A 15379-nucleotide genomic window follows, 5' to 3' on the forward strand; every position below is an offset into this window, starting at 1 on the left:
GCTCGCGCTCCCTAATGTCCGAGATAGGCTTCGATCACGGCCGGGTTCTTCCGAACCTCGTCGGGCCGTCCCATCGCCAGCACCTTGCCTTCCGCCATCACCATCACGCGCGAGCACAGCGACATCACGAATTCCATGTTGTGCTCGATCACGACGAAGGTGGCATTCTTCTCGCGGTTGATCGCGACCAGCCGTTCCTTCAGGTCGGACAGCATGGTCGGATTGACGCCGCCGGCAGGCTCGTCGAGCAGCACCAGGCGTGGGCCGCCCATAAAGGCCATGGCGGCATCGAGCAGCTTTTGCTGGCCGTAGGAGAGGCCGCCGGCGGGTTCAGCCGCGAGATGATCGAGCTTGAAGAATCCGATCATCTGGTTGGCGGCGTCGGTCAATCCGGCATCGGAGCGGCCGACCAGGCGCGAGGCCATGTTGCCCTGATGCTCCTGACCCGCGAGGATCAGATTCTCGCGAACCGAAAGCTTTGGAAACACCTGCAGAAGCTGGAAGGTGCGACTGACGCCGAGTTTGTTCAGCTCGGAAGGGCGCAAGCCCGTGACGACCTTGCCGTCGAGCCTGACCTCACCGCCTGATGGCGTGAGCTGGCCGAGGATGCAGTTGAACAAGGTCGACTTGCCGCAGCCGTTCGGGCCGATCAGGCCGAGGATCTCGCCCTCGCGCACGTCGAAGGAGACGTCGTCGACCGCGGTGATGCCGCCGAAGCTCTTCTTGATATTGGTGACCTCGAGCACCGCACTCATTGCGCCGTCTCCAGGCGGGATTTGGCGACGGCGCGCAGTGCGGAGGCCGCCTTGGTGCGCCGTGCGGCCATATGGCGGTCGAGGATTCCCAGGATGCCTGTCGGCGACCAGATCAGCAGCCCCATCACCGCGATCGCGTAGAGCATCAGATAATAGCCTTCGGTGAAGCGCAGCCATTCCGGCAGCAGCACCGCGATCATCGCGCCAAGGAGCGGGCCGAAATAGAAGCCGGCGCCGCCGACGATCACCATCATCAAGAGATCGAGCGAGAGCGACAGGTTGAAGGGAACGGGATCGATATATTGCGTCAACGGCGCATAGAGCGCGCCGGCGACGCCGCCGAGCGCCGAGCCGATCGCGAACGCCATCAGCGTGTAGCGGCGGGTATCGATGCCGAGTGATTGCGCGCGCAGGGGATTTTCGCGCAGTGCCATGAAGGCGCGTCCCCAGGGCGAGCGGATCAGCCACCACACCGCCAGCGAGACGATCGCAAGCGAGCCGAGACAGATATAGTAGAACGGCAGCGGTTTGTTGGTCGCAATGCCGAAAAAGTGCGGCCGCGGGATGCCGGAGATGCCGTAGATACCGCCGGTCAGCCAGCTCTCGTTGCGGAACACAAGGAAGGCGAGGGTGGAGAAGGCGAGCGTCACGAACGCGAGGTAATGGTGTTGCACGCGTAGCGCGGGATAGCCGAGCACCCAGCCGACTGCGAAGCTCAAGGCGATCGCGACTGCAATTGCCGCCGGCAGCGGCCAACCGTGGGTCGTCATGATCGCGGCGGCATAGGCGCCGATGCCGACGAAGGCGCCCTGCGCCAGCGACACCTGGCCGGCATAGCCGAGCGTGAGATTGAGCCCCATCGCGGCGATGGTCATCACCGCCCATTGGCTCAGGATGAACAGACCGTAGCGGTTGAAGTTCATGGGGATGACGATCAGGCCGGCGATGACGGCGAGGCCGAGCGCGATCTTCAGGGGTTTGGCATAGCCGCTCATACCGTGCGCTCCTCAGCGCGGCCGAGCAGGCCCTGCGGCCGGAACAGGATCACGGCGATGAGGAAGATCATCGGCACGGCGGCTCGATACTGGGTCGAGACATAGGCGGCCGCGAGATTGTCGAGCACGCCGATCAACAGGCCGCCGGCGATCGCGCCGCGGACCTGGTTGAAGCCGCCGACGATCGCGGCGATGAAGGCGGCCTGGCCCAGCACTTCACCGGAGGAGAACTTGGCGAGATAGATCGGCGTGATCAGCAGCGACGCCAGCGCGACCAGGAAGGCGTTGATCAGGAACGTCAGCAAGATCATGCGCTCGACAGGCACGCCGATGATGCGCGCGACCGTGGGGTTCTGCGCCGCCGCCTGCATCTGGTGACCGAGCGAGGTGCGGTTGAGCAGCGTGGTCAGGCCGAATACAGCCAGGATCGCGACGACCAGCACGCCGATGCTTTGCAGCGAGACGGCGTGGCCGAGGACGGAGATGTCGCCGGTCGGCACGATCGACGGAAACGGCGAGGCCTCGGCGCTGAAGAATTGCTTCACGGCTTCCTTGATGCCGATGGCCAGCGCCATGGTCGCGATCGCCAGCGGCAGCACGCCGTGGCGCATCATCGGGTCGACCAGCAGCATCTTGAAGGCGAGACCAAGCAGGATCATCGACAAGAGAATGCCGAGGATGATCGCGAGCCAGAACGGCGCGCCGACATGCATCGCCGCTAGCATCAAAAACGCCGGCAGCATCACGAACTCGCCTTGCGCAAAATTGATGGTTTGCGAGGTCTGCCACAGCAGCGTGAAGCCGACCGCGACCAGCGCGTAGATCGCGCCAGTGGCGAGGCCCGCGACCAGGAGATCGAACAGATTGGACATTTTCCCCTCTCGCCGCCTTATCTTCTCCCTCTCCCCGCATCCGCCTTCGCTAAAGCTCCGGCGAGACAGGCGCGGGGAGAGGCGAAGAACGCCTCACTTCAGCTTCGGCAATACCTGCTTCACTACCTGCTTGCCGTCGACCACCTCGACCAGGAAGCTTTGCCGATCGATGTCGCCATTCTGGTCGAAGGTGACGTCCATCAGAATGCCGGGCTCCTCAGAGGCCTTGATCGTCAGGCCGTGCAGCGTGTCGGCGAACGCCTTGGGGTCGACCTTGCCCATCTTCTCGGTGGTGGCCTTCACCATGTAGACGGCGAGGTAGCCCTTCAGGCCGTTATGATCAGGGACGTAATTGTACTTCTTCGAGAAGCGGTCGCGGAAACCCTTGATCAGCTCGACCGGCGCATCCGTGGTGAGGCCGACATGGCCGCGCGCGCCGTTGGCGGCATCGCCGGCGAGCTCGATCACCTTCTGGCCGATCAGCGTGGTCTCGCCCATCAGCGGCGCAGTGACGCCCTGGCGCTTCAGCTCCTTCAGGATGCGCGCGCTCTCCTCTTCATTGAGGTAGACGAACACGGCATCGGGATTGGCGGCCTTGATCTTGCCGACGTCGGCGGCGAAATCGGCCTGGCCCGCTTCAGTGGAGAGATCGGCGACGACCTTGGAGCCGAGACGCTCCAGCTCCTTGATGACGACGTCGCGTCCGCCACGGCCGAAGTCGTTGTTGACCCAGACCACCGCGACCGACTTCGCCTTCATGTCGTCGTGGATGTACTTTGCGACCTTCGGCATCGAGGATTGCTGGCCGAACGAGGTGCGGAACAGGAATTTGTTGCCGGCCTGCGTCAACTCGGCGGCTTCGCCGCCCATGATCTGGGTGATGCCGGCTTCGGCGGCGAGCGGCGCGGTGACCTTCACCGAGCCGGAATAGCCGGGGCCGAGCAACACATAAGGCTCGGCGTCGAGCGCCTTCTGCACCTGCGCGCGCGCCACGCCCGGGTTCGATTGCGAGTCGGCGTGGGTGACCTCAAGCTTGCGGCCGAGAATGCCGCCCTTGGCATTGATCTCCTCGATCGCGAGGTCGATGCCGTTTTTCCAGTTGGTGCCGACGGTTGCGCCGCCGCCCGACAGCTCGGCGACGTCGGCGAGCTTGATCGTCTGTGCGAAGGCGCCCGTGGTCGTGATGGCAGTGAGCAGTGCGCCCACCAGTAGCGTTGATTTCATCGTCCTCTCCTCCCGTTTCAATTTTGCAAGCGGCCTTGTGTCCGGCCGCTTCGCCTCAAGCTGCCTGATAGGCGGCGCTGCGCGCTGCCATCACGGCGTCAAAAGCCTCTCCCATGACTTCAGTCGATGGGGCAAGGCCCGTGAACAATTCGAAGGCGTCGGCGGCCTGGTAGATCGCAAGCTCCCGCCCGGTCATGATCCGCGCGCCCTTCTCTCGCGCAGCGGCAAGCAGCGGCGTGATCAGCGGCGAGTAAACGGCGTCGGCGACCCACAGGTTTTCGCGCAGCAGCGCCGGGGGGACCGGCGTGTCCCGGTTCGGCAGCATGCCGACCGGCGTGCCGTTGACGAGGCCGGTTGCGCCATGAAGCGCGTCCTCGACGCTTCGGGCGACCCGTGCGCCGCCGTGGTTGGCCAGCAGCGCGGCAAGCTTCTCGGCACGCGCCGGCTCGCTGTCGAAGATGCGCAGGTCAGTCACCTTCAGGCTCGCCAGTGCGAAGGCGATGGCCTTGCCGACACCGCCAGTGCCGATCACGGCCACTGCATTTCCGGCAGGCGCCAGCAGCGGCTTGACCGCGCGCGCAAAGCCTGTGGTGTCGGTGTTGTGGCCGATCAGTCTGTTATTCCTGACCACGACGGTGTTGACCGCGGCCATGGTCGCTGCCGTCGATGCCAGCTCATCAAGCAGCGGCACCACGGCTTCCTTGTAGGGGAAGGTGACGTTGACGCCGGCAAAGCCGAGCCGGCGCACGCCCTCGAGCATCATTCTCAACCCGGTCGCGTCCGCGCCGGCGACCTCGATGAGCTGGTAGTGGCCCCGCAGGCCCAGCGCCTCGGCGGCGCGCTCATGCATGGCAGGGGAGGCGGAATGAGCGATCGGCGCGCCGATCAGGCCGGTCAGGAGTTTTTTGGAGGCAGCGGGGCCGCGGCTAGACATGATCCACTATCGTCTCTTGATCGTCCCTCGATGGTCCTTGGGGCGCGCGTTGATGTTAGGCCATTAGCGGGGAAATCCGCGCAATTCCAAGAGGGACGATAGCCATTCCTCTGCCTAACACAATTACCCTTTCGTCCCGCAAACCTAACATAATGTTATTTCTTCCGCGTCCGCCCGGGCACGGCCTTGCCGTTGCCGCGGGACGGCTCGACCGCGCGCATCTCGGCACGCAGGGATTCGATGAAATATTCGACATGGAGCGACAGCGGCGCGCCGCGCTTCACCGCGATATAGGTGTCGAACCGCGTCGGCTCGGCGATCTTGATCAGCTCGATGCCGGGATAGCCGCCATGAGCCACCGTGAACTGATCGATGATGGCGATGCCGAGCCCTGCCTTCACCAGCGCGCAGACCGTGGTACCGAAGCGCGCGCGGATGGTGATGTTGTAGTCGAGCTTATGGCGCGCAAACATCTCGGCCATGATCCGGCCGTAGGGATCGTTGGGATCGATGCCGATCAGCGGATAGCGCGTCATCTCGGCCGCCGAGACCTGCTTGCGGCCGGCGAGCTCGTGGCCGGGCGGCACGATGCAATAGAGCTCGCCCGAGGCGAGCGGCAGGAAGTCGAGACCGGAATGCTCTAATCGGTAGCTCATCGCCACGCATTCGCCGCGGCCGAGCAGCAGATAGTCGATGGCTTCCTCGATCTTGAGGATGTTGATGTCGATGCCGAGATCCGGATAGCGGCGCCGGACACGCTCGATGGCGCGCGGCACCATCACCTGCGAGATGCTCGGCACCGAGCCGATACGCAGTTCTGACAAGCCGCCGCGGCCGATCTTGGAGATGATCTCGGAGAGGTCGTCGACCTTCTTGTAGACGCCGTTGATCTGCTCGAAGATGTTCTCGGCTTCCGGGGTTGGGAAGTAGCGGCCGTTCTGGCGCTGGAAGAAGCGGATGCCGAGCGAGCGCTCGGTATATTTGACCAGCCGGCTGATCCCCGGTGCCGATACGTTCAGCAGCTTGGCCGCGCCACCAATGGTGCCCGTCACCATCACGGCACGGATCACTTCAACCTGGCGCAGTGTCATCATGATCTTGGTATCCGAAAGACGATCGCGGCGGCGATCATCTCACGAGCGATGCAAGGTCATCCAGCGTCAAATACCTGGCGATGTGGATGGCGACGCGCCGGCTTTGTCCTCCCGGGAGGGGGGAGCTCATTCATGACGATACGAGCGGATCAGTTTCGCTGCCGGAATGTCCTGAAATCAGCGCGCTCAAATCGAAGGGCGTCGTCGCGCGATCCGTTGCGTCGGCGTCGTTTGCTGCAGCTGCGTCCTAGCTTGCCGGTCCCTCCGGCGACACGCTGCCGGGACGTTCCGCGCGTTCGCTCCGCAGCACGTCGCGGGCGAACTCGATGATCTTCTGCTTGTTCGCCGTATCGCGGACGGCGAAAAACACGCGGTTCAGTTCCAGGCCGAGCACGCTGTTGAGGGCGATGTTCTCGTCTTCCATCGTGGCTTTCCCGCTCTAGACGCCTGAGGTGTAACTGGAGGTCACTTCCTCCACAAGTAGATTAAATCTTCGATGCCGATGCCACCCCGGGGAATTACGGGCGCGAGTGAATTGAGGCAGTCCCCCAAGACGTGTTATACGGATGCGCGAGCGTCAGGGAACGCATCGATGACCGCCGTTGACTATGGCCGCGAGGCGCTGGACTTCATCGAAGGGCTGGGAGCCTATGACAGGGTCCCGGATGCCATGGACGCGCTCGAAACGGCGTTCGGTCGCTTCGGCTTCGAGACCATAATCGTGACCGGATTGCCGAATCCTGATCAGCGGTTCGCGCAGATGGTGCTCGCCAAGCGCTGGCCGGCGGGCTGGTTCAGTCTCTACACGCAAAACAATTACGATCGCGTCGATCCTGTGGTGCGCCTGTGCCGGCAATCGCTCAACCCATTCGAGTGGTCGGAAGCGCCGTATGATGCCGAGATCGAGCCGAATGCGGCAGAGGTGATGAATCGCGCCACCGATTTCCGGATGTCACGCGGCTTCATCGTGCCCATCCACGGGCTCACCGGCTACGAGGCCGCGGTGTCGCTCGGCGGCGTCCATCTCGATCTCAATCCGCGCAGCAAGCCGGCTCTGCATCTGATGGCGATGTACGGCTTCGACCACATCCGCCGTCTGCTCGATCCTGCACCGAGTCGCTCGGCGCGCCTGACCCCGCGTGAGCGCGAGGTGATCGCCTGGGCGTCGCAGGGCAAGTCCGCGTGGGAGATCGGTGAGATCCTCAACATCACGCAGCGCACCGCCGAGGAACATCTTGCAACCGCTGCGCGCAAGCTCGGAGCTGTCAACCGCACGCATGCGGTTGCACTCGCGATTCGCCACAAGATTATCAATCCGTAAGCAACGTACTGGGAAATTTCCCAATATCGACTCCGCGCCTTTTCGCGGAGGCTACCCCCATTGAGGCTGGATGGGGGTTTTCATGATTCACGCAATTTCCGCCGTCAATCGCCACCTATATGAAGACGTACTCGAGCAGCATTTCCGGCTGCGCCACGATATATTCGTCGAGGAACGGCACTGGGAGACACTTCGCAGGCCCGACGGTCGCGAGATCGATTCCTATGACAACGAGGACACCGTTTATCTGCTCGCATTGGAGGAGCGCCGCGTCGTCGGCGGTCACCGGCTTTATCCGACCACCAAGCCCTCGATGATGAGCGAGGTGTTTCCGCATCTGGCCGCCGTGCGCGGCTGGCCCGAGGATCCGCTGGTCTGGGAGTGGTCGCGCTATTTCGTCGTTCGCGATCGCCGCGATGGCGCGCTCAACCTGCAACTGATGGCGGCGGTGCAGGAGTTCTGTCTCGATCAGGGAATCGCGCGCGTCAGCGCGATCATGGAGACCTGGTGGCTGCCGCGTTTCCACGAGGCCGGCTTCGTCGTGACGCCGCTCGGCCTGCCCGCGCTGGTGGAGAATGCCTGGACCATGGCGGCGACCATCGACATTCGCCAGGAGACGGTCGATGCCCTGCATGATCGCATCGGCATGGCCTCGATCGTCCATCAGGACGGACCGCGTCTCGATTGCATCGCCCATGCCAACAATTGCGGCCGCACTGCCGCGCAACGAAAGAGCGCCTGAGATGTCGAATATGATGCGAGATAGCCAAATCATGGCGCAAACCAAGGACGAGAATCTCGGCTACATGTCCGACATGGCGCTCGAGCTGGCGCAGATGGCCGAAGATTCGGGGTTGGCGACGCTGGCCTACCTGTTTCGGATGGCGGCGCTGGAGGCCTCGACGGCCAATAGCGAGCTCAACGTGCCGGACGATTTCTCCCGCCAGGTCACGTCGCACTAGACGCCACCCCTCGTTCCGACCTCTCACGCCCTCTCCCCGGAAACGGGGGGAGGGCTATCGTTTGGGTGCGGCAGGCTGTCCTATCCTGCGCGGCGTTGCTGGACCGATGGAAGGTCGCATGCACCGGCATGCAACAAAGTGCATGTCTGGTGCGGAATCGCTCTTGCCTCGGAACGATACTGCCATTACCCATTTTTCTGCCTTGTAGAGGCAGGGGGAGCTCTTTCACTGATGGCGACTGTGTTCGAACATCGGCGCGCGTCCGCGTGCGCCTGAAAGAGTCTTGATGCTGCTCGTCGTCGAACAGTTCCTGAACGGATTGCAGTTCGGCCTGCTGCTGTTTCTGCTTGCCGCCGGCCTGACGCTGGTGTTCGGGATCATGGATCTCGTCAACCTCGCGCACGGCTCGCTCTACATGATGGGCGCCTATTTCGCTGCGACCTTCGCGGCGTGGACCGGCAGCTTCCTGCTCGGCGCGCTGCTGGCGCTCGGTGCGACGCTGGTGCTCGGCATCGTACTGGAAATGAGCGCGCTGCGACATCTCTACGGGCGCGACCATCTCGACCATGTGCTCGCGACCTTCGGCCTCATCCTGTTCTTCAACGAAGCCGTGCGCTTGATCTGGGGACCGGCGGGCCTTGCGCTGCCGCTGCCGGCCTGGCTCACGGTGCCGGTGCCGATCCTGCCCGGCATTCACTATCCGGCCTACCGCCTCGCCATCATCATCGTCGCGCTGCTGGTGGCGCTGCTGCTCTATCTCGGCGTGATGCGCACCCGCATCGGCATGCTGATCCGCGCCGGCGCCTCCAACCGCGAGATGATCGGTGCGCTCGGCATCAACATCAAGCTGCTCTACACGCTGGTGTTCGGCCTGGGCGCCGCACTCGCCGGCCTCGCAGGCCTGATGCAGGCGCCGATCCTCACCGTGCAGATCGGCATGGGCGAGAACATCCTGATCCTCGCCTTCGTCATCATCGTGATCGGCGGCATCGGTTCGATCCGCGGCGCATTCCTGGCCGCGATCTTCGTCGGCATGATCGATACGCTCGGCCGTGCCTTCCTGCCCAATCTGCTGCGGCAGGTGCTGAGCGGCGCCGCTGCCTCCACCGCCGCGCCTGCGCTGTCATCCATGCTGATCTATCTCCTGATGGCGATCGTGCTGGTGGTGCGGCCGGAGGGGCTGTTTCCGGCCAACCGTCGATGAAGGGTTTGAGCGTGAGCAAGGCCGTCACGGCCCTGATGCTGGCGGGCCTCGTGCTGCTGCCGCTCTATTCCTCCCTGTCCGGCAACATCTTCATCCTGACGCTGTTCACGCGCATCGTCATCCTGGCGCTTGCGGCCGCGAGCCTAAACCTGATCATGGGTTTTGGCGGCATGATGAGCTTCGGTCACGCCGCCTATCTCGGCATCGGCGGCTATGCGGTCGGCATGCTCGCGCAGGAAGGCGTGGGAAGCGGCTTCGCCCAATTCCCGGTCGCGCTTGCGGCGTCCGCGATCTACGCGCTGGTGATCGGCGCGCTGTCTTTGCGTACCCGCGGCGTCTATTTCATCATGATCACGCTGGCTTTCGCGCAGATGGCCTATTACGTCGCCTCGGGCCTCGCGCGCTATGGCGGCGATGACGGCCTCACCGTTTACAAGCGCAGCGATTTCTCCGGTCTGATCAACCTGTCGAACCGCACGCAGTTCTATTATCTCTGTCTCGCCTGCCTGTTCGGCGTGATCTTCCTGATCTGGCGCATCGTCAATTCGCGCTTCGGCCTCGTCGTGCAGGGCCTGCGCTCCAACGAGCAGCGCATGCAGGCGATTGGCTTCCCGGCAAAACGCTATCAGCTCGTCTGCTTCGTCATCTCAGGCACGATGTGCGGTCTCGCCGGCGCGCTGCTCGCCAACAACACAGATTTCGTCAGTCCTGCCGTGATGTACTGGACCCGTTCCGGCGACCTCATGGTGATGGTGATTCTGGGGGGCATGGGCACGCTGTTCGGCCCTGTCATGGGTGCGGTGGTCTATCTGCTGCTGGAAGAGTTCCTGTCGCAGATCACTGAATATTGGGCGCTGATCATGGGCCCGCTGCTGCTGTTGATCGTGCTGTTCGGCCGCGGCGGCATCATGGGCCTGCTCGGGAGGATCGGCCGTGGCTGAACCGCTGCTCCGCGTCGAAAAGCTGGTGCGCCGCTTCGGCGGTATCGTCGCGACCGACCACGTCTCGCTCGATGTCGCGGCGGGCGAGCTGCACGCCATCATCGGCCCGAACGGCGCCGGCAAGACCACGCTGATCAGCCAGCTCACTGGGCATCTCGCGCCGCATTCCGGCAGCGTCTCGCTTGGGGGGCGCGATATCACTTACTTGCCGGCCTATCGCCGCTGCGCGCTGGGCCTCGCACGCTCGTTCCAGATCACTTCGCTCCTGCTCGACTTCACCGCTGCCGACAATGTCGCGCTGGCGGCGCAGGCGCACGCCGGCACCTCGTTCCGCTTCTTCGCCAATGCCCGCAAGGAGAAGGGCTTGCGCGACGCCGCGCACGCCGCGCTCGACCGCGTCGGCCTTGCCCACCGCGCCGACGTCCAGGTGTCGAAGCTGAGTCATGGCGAGCGGCGCCAGATCGAGCTTGCCGTCGCGCTCGCGAGCAAACCGAAATTGCTGTTGCTCGACGAGCCCATGGCCGGTCTCGGCGTCACCGAATCTCAGGGCATGGTCAAACTGCTCCAGGAGCTGCGCAAAGAGGTCTCGATCGTGCTGGTCGAGCACGACATGCCCGCGGTGTTCGCGCTCGCGGACCGCATCTCGGTGCTGGTCTATGGCCGCGTCATCGCCTCCGGCGATCCCGACGTGATCCGTGCCAATGAAGACGTCAAGCGCGCCTATCTCGGCGACCAGCATGTGGTGACGCATCATGGCTGACACGCTGCTCGACGTCGAAGGCATCGAGACTTGCTACGGCCTCAGCCAGGTGCTGTTCGGCCTGTCGCTGTCGATCAAGCCGGGCGAGATGGTATCGCTGATGGGCCGCAACGGCATGGGCAAGACCACAACGATCCGTTCCATCATGGGCCTGACGCCGGCACGATCGGGCGCGATCCGCTTTGCGGGCACTGACGTGCGGACGCAGCCGTCCTATCGGATCGCGAAGCTTGGCGTCGGGCTGGTCCCCGAAGGACGCCAGATCTTCCCCAACCTCACCGTCCGCGAAAATCTTGTCGCGGCCGCGGCCGATCGCTTTGGCAGCGCCAATCCCTGGACGCTCGCCGCGATCTATGTGCTGTTCCCGCGGCTCGCCGAGCGCGCCGCCAACATGGGCAACCAGCTTTCCGGCGGTGAGCAGCAGATGCTGGCCATCGGCCGTGCGCTGATGACCAACCCAAAGCTCCTGATCCTGGACGAAGCGACCGAGGGTCTTGCGCCATTGATCCGTGACGAGATCTGGAATTGCCTGTCGATGCTGAAGAGCCGGGGCCAGTCGATCCTGGTCGTCGACAAGAACGTCGACCATCTCGCCCGCATATGCGACCGCCATTACATCATCGAACGCGGCAAGACGGTCTGGTCCGGGACGTCGGACGAGCTGATGGCCGAGCCGGACCTGCAGCACAAGTACTTGGGAATTTAGTTGCGGGTGACGCGCGCGGTCTCGCGTCATATTCACTGGCGTCCCGGCCTAGTGCGCAATTGCGCACGGGGGGGCGGGATCCATACCGCGGAATCTATCGAGTGCGCGCGGATCTGCGCTTCGCTTGTCCAGGACGACGAAGCAACTCAATTCGAGCTATCGATCAAGTTCTCCAGCAGCCGCTTCAACTCGCTCGTCGATTTGTCGCCGTAGCTCTCCAGGATGTGCTCCTCCTGGTCCACCGCGAGCGAGTTGAGCTTCTTGCACAGCACCTTGCCGCGGTCGGAGATGAACATCAGCACCTTGCGGCGGTCGTTGGGGTCCTGCAGGCGATAGACCAGCGTGTCGGAGACCATGCGGTCGATCATCTTGGTCAGCGTCGGATGGTTGAGCAGCACCGCGTCGGCAAGCTCGCCCATCGAGTGGCCGTCGCCGTCCGACAGCACTTTCAGGATGCGCCACTGCTCGACGGGAACTCCCTCCTTGCTGAGGCGCAGTTCCAGCTGCCGGTTGATCTCCCGGTTGGCTTGCGCGAGCAGGTAGGCGAGGTGTTCGGTGATGGGAGCGTTCGATTTTGCCACGGCTAAGACTTCGTCTTGACCCAAATGAGTGAATGTCTTGCAATCAATGCTGCATCTATATGCACTTCAATTGTTGAATATTCAATATTTTCAAAATAGGATCATTGCCCAACAAAAGGGCGGAAGCCGCGGCCGCCTGCTCAATGTGCTTTCAGGTCTGGTGCCAGACAGGAGTTGGCGTGCGCGCGACGGTAAACTTCCCGGCTCACGGCGGTCCGGCGTTGCCGCCGTCTTTGCTGTTCAGGAATCTGTCGTCATCGGCGGCTGATGGCGCGCTGTCGCCGCGCGATCACGCCCTCTTCAAGCGGCGCGGCACCAACAGGCTGCGTGTCGGCGGCTTCATCTGCTGCACGGGATCCCCGGGCGTCTGGGGTCCCTGCGCGACCAATTCCGCGCAGCTCGCCGTTGCCGAGATCAACAAGCGCGGTGGCATCCTCGGTCGCGAGATCGAGTTTTCCGTCTACGATGCCGGCGGTCCGCTGGACGAGGTGCTGAACCGCGCCGAGCAGGCGATCGCCTTCGACGAGCTCGATCTCATCGTCGGCCTGCACACCAGTGCGGTCCGCGTCGCCTTGCGCGATATCACCACAAGGCATCGCATCCCCTATATCTACACACCGGTCTACGAAGGCGGCGAGCGCACGCCGGGCGTGATGGCGATCGGCGAGACGCCGCGCTGGCAGAGCCGGCCGTCGATCCACTGGCTCGCTGACGTCAAGAAGGCGAAGCGCTGGTACCTGATCGGCAGCGATTACGTCTGGCCCTGGCAGTCGCACCGCGCGGTGAAGAACTACATCAAGGAAACCGGCGGCCACGTCGTCGGCGAGGAGTTCGTCCCGCTCGGCGAGGACAATCACGAGCCGCATCTGGCGCGCATCCGCGCCGCGCGGCCGGACGTGGTGCTGATCTCGCTGATCGGCACCGACAGCAGCGCCTTCAACCGTGCCTTCGGCGAATGCGGCCTGGGGGCCACCACGCTGCGGCTCGCCGGCGCCATGGACGATACCGTGCTGCTCGGCATCGGCGCCGACAACAGCGAGAACATGTTCTGCGCCTCCGGCTATTTCACCGGCACCGGCGCGCGCGCCAATGACGACTTCCAGGGCCGCTATCGCGCGATGTTCGGCCCGAACGCGCCGCCGATCGGCTCGGTCGGTCAGTCCGGTTACGAAGGCATGCGCTTTCTCGAAGCGGTCGCCAACAAGGCGGGCTCATTGGCGATGGGCCCGATGCTCAAAGCCGGCCGCAACATCGTCTACAGCGGCGCGCGCGGAACGGTCACCGTTCGCGACGGGCGCGCGCGGATGCCGATGCATCTCGCCGAGGCCGATGGTCTCGATTTCAAGCTGATCAAGCCGATCTGACCGGCGCGCGACAATTCGCAGGGCGCCTGAGCGCAAAATAATACTTGAAAAGGAAAATATTTCCGTTTTGAATGTTTCCGCGGGGCCGATGGTGCGTCGCGCCGGGGCGGCCACGCCCATCTTCGTTTCAAGAAACTTCAGGAGAGCGCCGTGACAGTTGTCCTTCCCACGCCAGCCCAGCTTCGCAGCGTCGCCGAGCAGTGCGGCCTTTCACTGACCGACGACGACGTCGCCTCGTTCCGCGGTCTGATGCAGGGCTCGATCGAGGCCTACAATCTCGTCGCCGCGATGCCCGACGAGGTGCCCGAGGTGAAATACCCGCGCACGCCGGGCTACCGGCCCTCGGCAGAGGAGAACCCTCGCAATGCCTGGTATCGCAAATCGACGGTGAAGGGTGCGGCCAGCGGCAAGCTCAAGGGCAAGACGGTGGCCTTGAAGGACAACATCATGCTGGCCGGCGTGCCCATGACCAATGGCTCGTCGACCCTGGAAGGCTATATGCCCGATTTCGACGCCACCATTGTCACGCGCATGCTGGATGCCGGCGCCGAGATCGTCGGCAAAACGCATTGCGAGCACTTCTGCCTGTCCGGCGGCAGCCACACCGGCTCCTACGGCCCGGTGCATAATCCGCACAAGATGGGCTACTCGGCCGGCGGCTCGTCGTCGGGCTCGGGCGTCGTGGTTGCGCTCGGCGAGGTCAACATGGCGATCGGCGGCGATCAGGGTGGCTCGATCCGCATGCCGTCCTCGTTCTGCGGCATCTACGGCATGAAGCCGACCTGGGGCCTCGTGCCCTACACCGGGATCATGCCGATCGAGATCTATGTCGATCACACCGGCCCGATGACCGCGACGGTCGCCGACAATGCGCTGCTGCTCGAAGTGCTCGCCGGCGACGACGGCTACGATCCGCGCATCAAGGCACCGAAGGTCGAGGAGTACACCAAAGCGCTCGGCCAGGGCGTCAAGGGCATGAAGATCGGTATCGTCAAGGAAGGCTTCGAGCAGCCGGGCGCAGAGGCCGTGGTGAATGAAAGTGTTCGCGAGGCGGCGAAACGCTTCAAGGATCTTGGCGCCAGCGTGGAGACGGTGTCGATCCCGATGCATCTCCTGGGGGGCGCAATCTGGACGCCCATCGGCACCGAAGGTCTGACGCAGACCATGATGTTCGGCGATGGCTACGGGCTCAGCCGCGGCGATCTCTATTCGACCTCGCTGATGGATTTCCATCGCGGCTGGCGCCGCCAGGCCGATTCGCTGTCCGAGACCACCAAGCTGTTCATGATGCTCGGTACCTACATCAACAATAATTTCGGCCCACGCTTCTACGGCAAGGCGCTCAATATCTCGCGGCGGCTGACCGCGGCCTACGACAAGGCGCTCGGTGATTATGACCTGCTGCTGATGCCGACCACGCCGATGAAGGCGACCAAGCTGCCGGAGCCCAATGCCAGCCGTGAGGACTACGTCGCCCGCGCGCTGGAGATGATCTCCAACACCGCGCCGTTCGACATCACCCACCATCCCGCGATGTCGCTGCCCTGCGGCATGGTCGACGGATTGCCGGTCGGCCTGATGCTGGTCGGCCGCATGTTCGAGGAATCCACCATCTACCGCGCCGCGCATGCCTTCGAGCAGGTCGGCGACTGGAAGAAGATGTGAG

Annotated in this window: 17 protein-coding genes; 9 read left to right on the forward strand and 8 right to left on the reverse strand. The window is 63.7% G+C overall.

Translation table 11 applies throughout. The features are described 5' to 3' along the window. Positions 1–11: 11 nt before the first annotated feature. The 7 genes from XI06_RS39835 to XI06_RS39865 all read right to left on the reverse strand — a co-directional run bounded on the left by XI06_RS39835 (position 12) and on the right by XI06_RS39865 (position 6298). Positions 12–755 carry an ABC transporter ATP-binding protein gene (locus tag XI06_RS39835; protein WP_237860157.1) on the reverse strand — a complete coding sequence of 248 codons (744 nt, stop codon included), beginning with the start codon at positions 753–755 and terminating at the stop codon, positions 12–14. Continuing rightward, positions 752–1750 (reverse strand): branched-chain amino acid ABC transporter permease, encoded by a 999-nt coding sequence (locus XI06_RS39840; RefSeq protein WP_271607798.1) that lies wholly within the window; start codon positions 1748–1750, stop codon positions 752–754. The genes XI06_RS39835 and XI06_RS39840 overlap by 4 nt, the downstream gene beginning before the upstream one ends. Beyond that, complete coding sequence (locus tag XI06_RS39845; protein WP_194464941.1) at positions 1747–2622, reverse strand: branched-chain amino acid ABC transporter permease; 876 nt, start codon at positions 2620–2622, stop codon at positions 1747–1749. Before XI06_RS39845 ends, XI06_RS39840 begins: the two co-directional genes overlap by 4 nt. Positions 2623–2715: 93 nt before the next feature. Beyond that, positions 2716–3846, reverse strand: coding sequence for an ABC transporter substrate-binding protein (locus XI06_RS39850; RefSeq protein WP_237872238.1), 1131 nt, complete (start codon positions 3844–3846; stop codon positions 2716–2718). A 55-nt stretch (positions 3847–3901) separates the two neighbouring features. After that, positions 3902–4780: a shikimate dehydrogenase gene (locus XI06_RS39855; RefSeq protein ID WP_237860150.1), complete on the reverse strand. Its 879-nt coding sequence runs from the start codon at positions 4778–4780 to the stop codon at positions 3902–3904. Between the two features lie 155 nt (positions 4781–4935). After that, positions 4936–5874 (reverse strand): LysR family transcriptional regulator, encoded by a 939-nt coding sequence (locus XI06_RS39860; RefSeq protein WP_237860147.1) that lies wholly within the window; start codon positions 5872–5874, stop codon positions 4936–4938. 247 nt (positions 5875–6121) lie between these two features. Then, on the reverse strand, positions 6122–6298 hold the full coding sequence (locus XI06_RS39865; protein ID WP_237860145.1) for a hypothetical protein: 177 nt from the start codon (positions 6296–6298) through the stop codon (positions 6122–6124). A 168-nt stretch (positions 6299–6466) separates the two neighbouring features. Here XI06_RS39865 and XI06_RS39870 point away from each other — a divergent pair, with 168 nt between their 5' ends. From XI06_RS39870 to XI06_RS39900, 7 genes are all read left to right on the forward strand, one after another. Beyond that, positions 6467–7195 (forward strand): helix-turn-helix transcriptional regulator, encoded by a 729-nt coding sequence (locus XI06_RS39870; RefSeq protein ID WP_237860142.1) that lies wholly within the window; start codon positions 6467–6469, stop codon positions 7193–7195. An 82-nt stretch (positions 7196–7277) separates the two neighbouring features. Beyond that, on the forward strand, positions 7278–7937 hold the full coding sequence (locus XI06_RS39875) for an acyl-homoserine-lactone synthase (RefSeq protein ID WP_237860140.1): 660 nt from the start codon (positions 7278–7280) through the stop codon (positions 7935–7937). Position 7938: 1 nt separating this feature from the next. Next, a complete protein-coding gene (locus tag XI06_RS39880) occupies positions 7939–8157 on the forward strand; it encodes a hypothetical protein (protein ID WP_333909388.1) in 219 nt (72 codons plus the stop codon). A 286-nt stretch (positions 8158–8443) separates the two neighbouring features. Further along, on the forward strand, positions 8444–9361 hold the full coding sequence (locus XI06_RS39885; RefSeq protein WP_092251677.1) for a branched-chain amino acid ABC transporter permease: 918 nt from the start codon (positions 8444–8446) through the stop codon (positions 9359–9361). Next, positions 9358–10302 (forward strand): branched-chain amino acid ABC transporter permease, encoded by a 945-nt coding sequence (locus XI06_RS39890; protein WP_237860136.1) that lies wholly within the window; start codon positions 9358–9360, stop codon positions 10300–10302. Before XI06_RS39885 ends, XI06_RS39890 begins: the two co-directional genes overlap by 4 nt. Further along, complete coding sequence (locus XI06_RS39895; protein ID WP_271607799.1) at positions 10295–11062, forward strand: ABC transporter ATP-binding protein; 768 nt, start codon at positions 10295–10297, stop codon at positions 11060–11062. Before XI06_RS39890 ends, XI06_RS39895 begins: the two co-directional genes overlap by 8 nt. After that, entirely contained in the window at positions 11055–11768 is a 714-nt protein-coding gene (locus XI06_RS39900; RefSeq protein WP_237860132.1) for an ABC transporter ATP-binding protein, read from the forward strand. Before XI06_RS39895 ends, XI06_RS39900 begins: the two co-directional genes overlap by 8 nt. 146 nt (positions 11769–11914) lie before the next feature. Here the strand turns inward: XI06_RS39900 and XI06_RS39905 are convergent, their stop codons facing one another. After that, positions 11915–12349 (reverse strand): MarR family winged helix-turn-helix transcriptional regulator, encoded by a 435-nt coding sequence (locus XI06_RS39905; protein WP_237860130.1) that lies wholly within the window; start codon positions 12347–12349, stop codon positions 11915–11917. A 179-nt stretch (positions 12350–12528) separates the two neighbouring features. On the opposite strand from XI06_RS39905, the gene XI06_RS39910 reads away from it, so the two are divergent. After that, positions 12529–13713, forward strand: a complete 1185-nt coding sequence (locus tag XI06_RS39910) for a substrate-binding domain-containing protein (RefSeq protein ID WP_237860128.1) — start codon at positions 12529–12531, stop codon at positions 13711–13713. A 150-nt stretch (positions 13714–13863) separates the two neighbouring features. Further along, positions 13864–15378 carry an amidase gene (locus tag XI06_RS39915; RefSeq protein WP_237872233.1) on the forward strand — a complete coding sequence of 505 codons (1515 nt, stop codon included), beginning with the start codon at positions 13864–13866 and terminating at the stop codon, positions 15376–15378. Position 15379: the final 1 nt, after the last annotated feature.

It is taken from the genome of Bradyrhizobium sp. CCBAU 11434, from assembly GCF_028128895.1.
Lineage (GTDB): Bacteria > Pseudomonadota > Alphaproteobacteria > Rhizobiales > Xanthobacteraceae > Bradyrhizobium > Bradyrhizobium zhengyangense.

What these genes read in the sequence shown, in the direction of transcription:
- XI06_RS39835 (WP_237860157.1), bottom strand. Translation starts at nt 755, where the DNA reads ATGAGTGCGGTGCTCGAGGTCACCAATATCAAGAAGAGCTTCGGCGGC.
- XI06_RS39840 (WP_271607798.1), bottom strand. Translation starts at nt 1,750, where the DNA reads ATGAGCGGCTATGCCAAACCCCTGAAGATCGCGCTCGGCCTCGCCGTC.
- XI06_RS39845 (WP_194464941.1), bottom strand. Translation starts at nt 2,622, where the DNA reads ATGTCCAATCTGTTCGATCTCCTGGTCGCGGGCCTCGCCACTGGCGCG.
- XI06_RS39850 (WP_237872238.1), bottom strand. Translation starts at nt 3,846, where the DNA reads ATGAAATCAACGCTACTGGTGGGCGCACTGCTCACTGCCATCACGACC.
- XI06_RS39855 (WP_237860150.1), bottom strand. Translation starts at nt 4,780, where the DNA reads ATGTCTAGCCGCGGCCCCGCTGCCTCCAAAAAACTCCTGACCGGCCTG.
- XI06_RS39860 (WP_237860147.1), bottom strand. Translation starts at nt 5,874, where the DNA reads ATGATGACACTGCGCCAGGTTGAAGTGATCCGTGCCGTGATGGTGACG.
- XI06_RS39865 (WP_237860145.1), bottom strand. Translation starts at nt 6,298, where the DNA reads ATGGAAGACGAGAACATCGCCCTCAACAGCGTGCTCGGCCTGGAACTG.
- XI06_RS39870 (WP_237860142.1), top strand. Translation starts at nt 6,467, where the DNA reads ATGACCGCCGTTGACTATGGCCGCGAGGCGCTGGACTTCATCGAAGGG.
- XI06_RS39875 (WP_237860140.1), top strand. Translation starts at nt 7,278, where the DNA reads ATGATTCACGCAATTTCCGCCGTCAATCGCCACCTATATGAAGACGTA.
- XI06_RS39880 (WP_333909388.1), top strand. Translation starts at nt 7,939, where the DNA reads ATGTCGAATATGATGCGAGATAGCCAAATCATGGCGCAAACCAAGGAC.
- XI06_RS39885 (WP_092251677.1), top strand. Translation starts at nt 8,444, where the DNA reads ATGCTGCTCGTCGTCGAACAGTTCCTGAACGGATTGCAGTTCGGCCTG.
- XI06_RS39890 (WP_237860136.1), top strand. Translation starts at nt 9,358, where the DNA reads ATGAAGGGTTTGAGCGTGAGCAAGGCCGTCACGGCCCTGATGCTGGCG.
- XI06_RS39900 (WP_237860132.1), top strand. Translation starts at nt 11,055, where the DNA reads ATGGCTGACACGCTGCTCGACGTCGAAGGCATCGAGACTTGCTACGGC.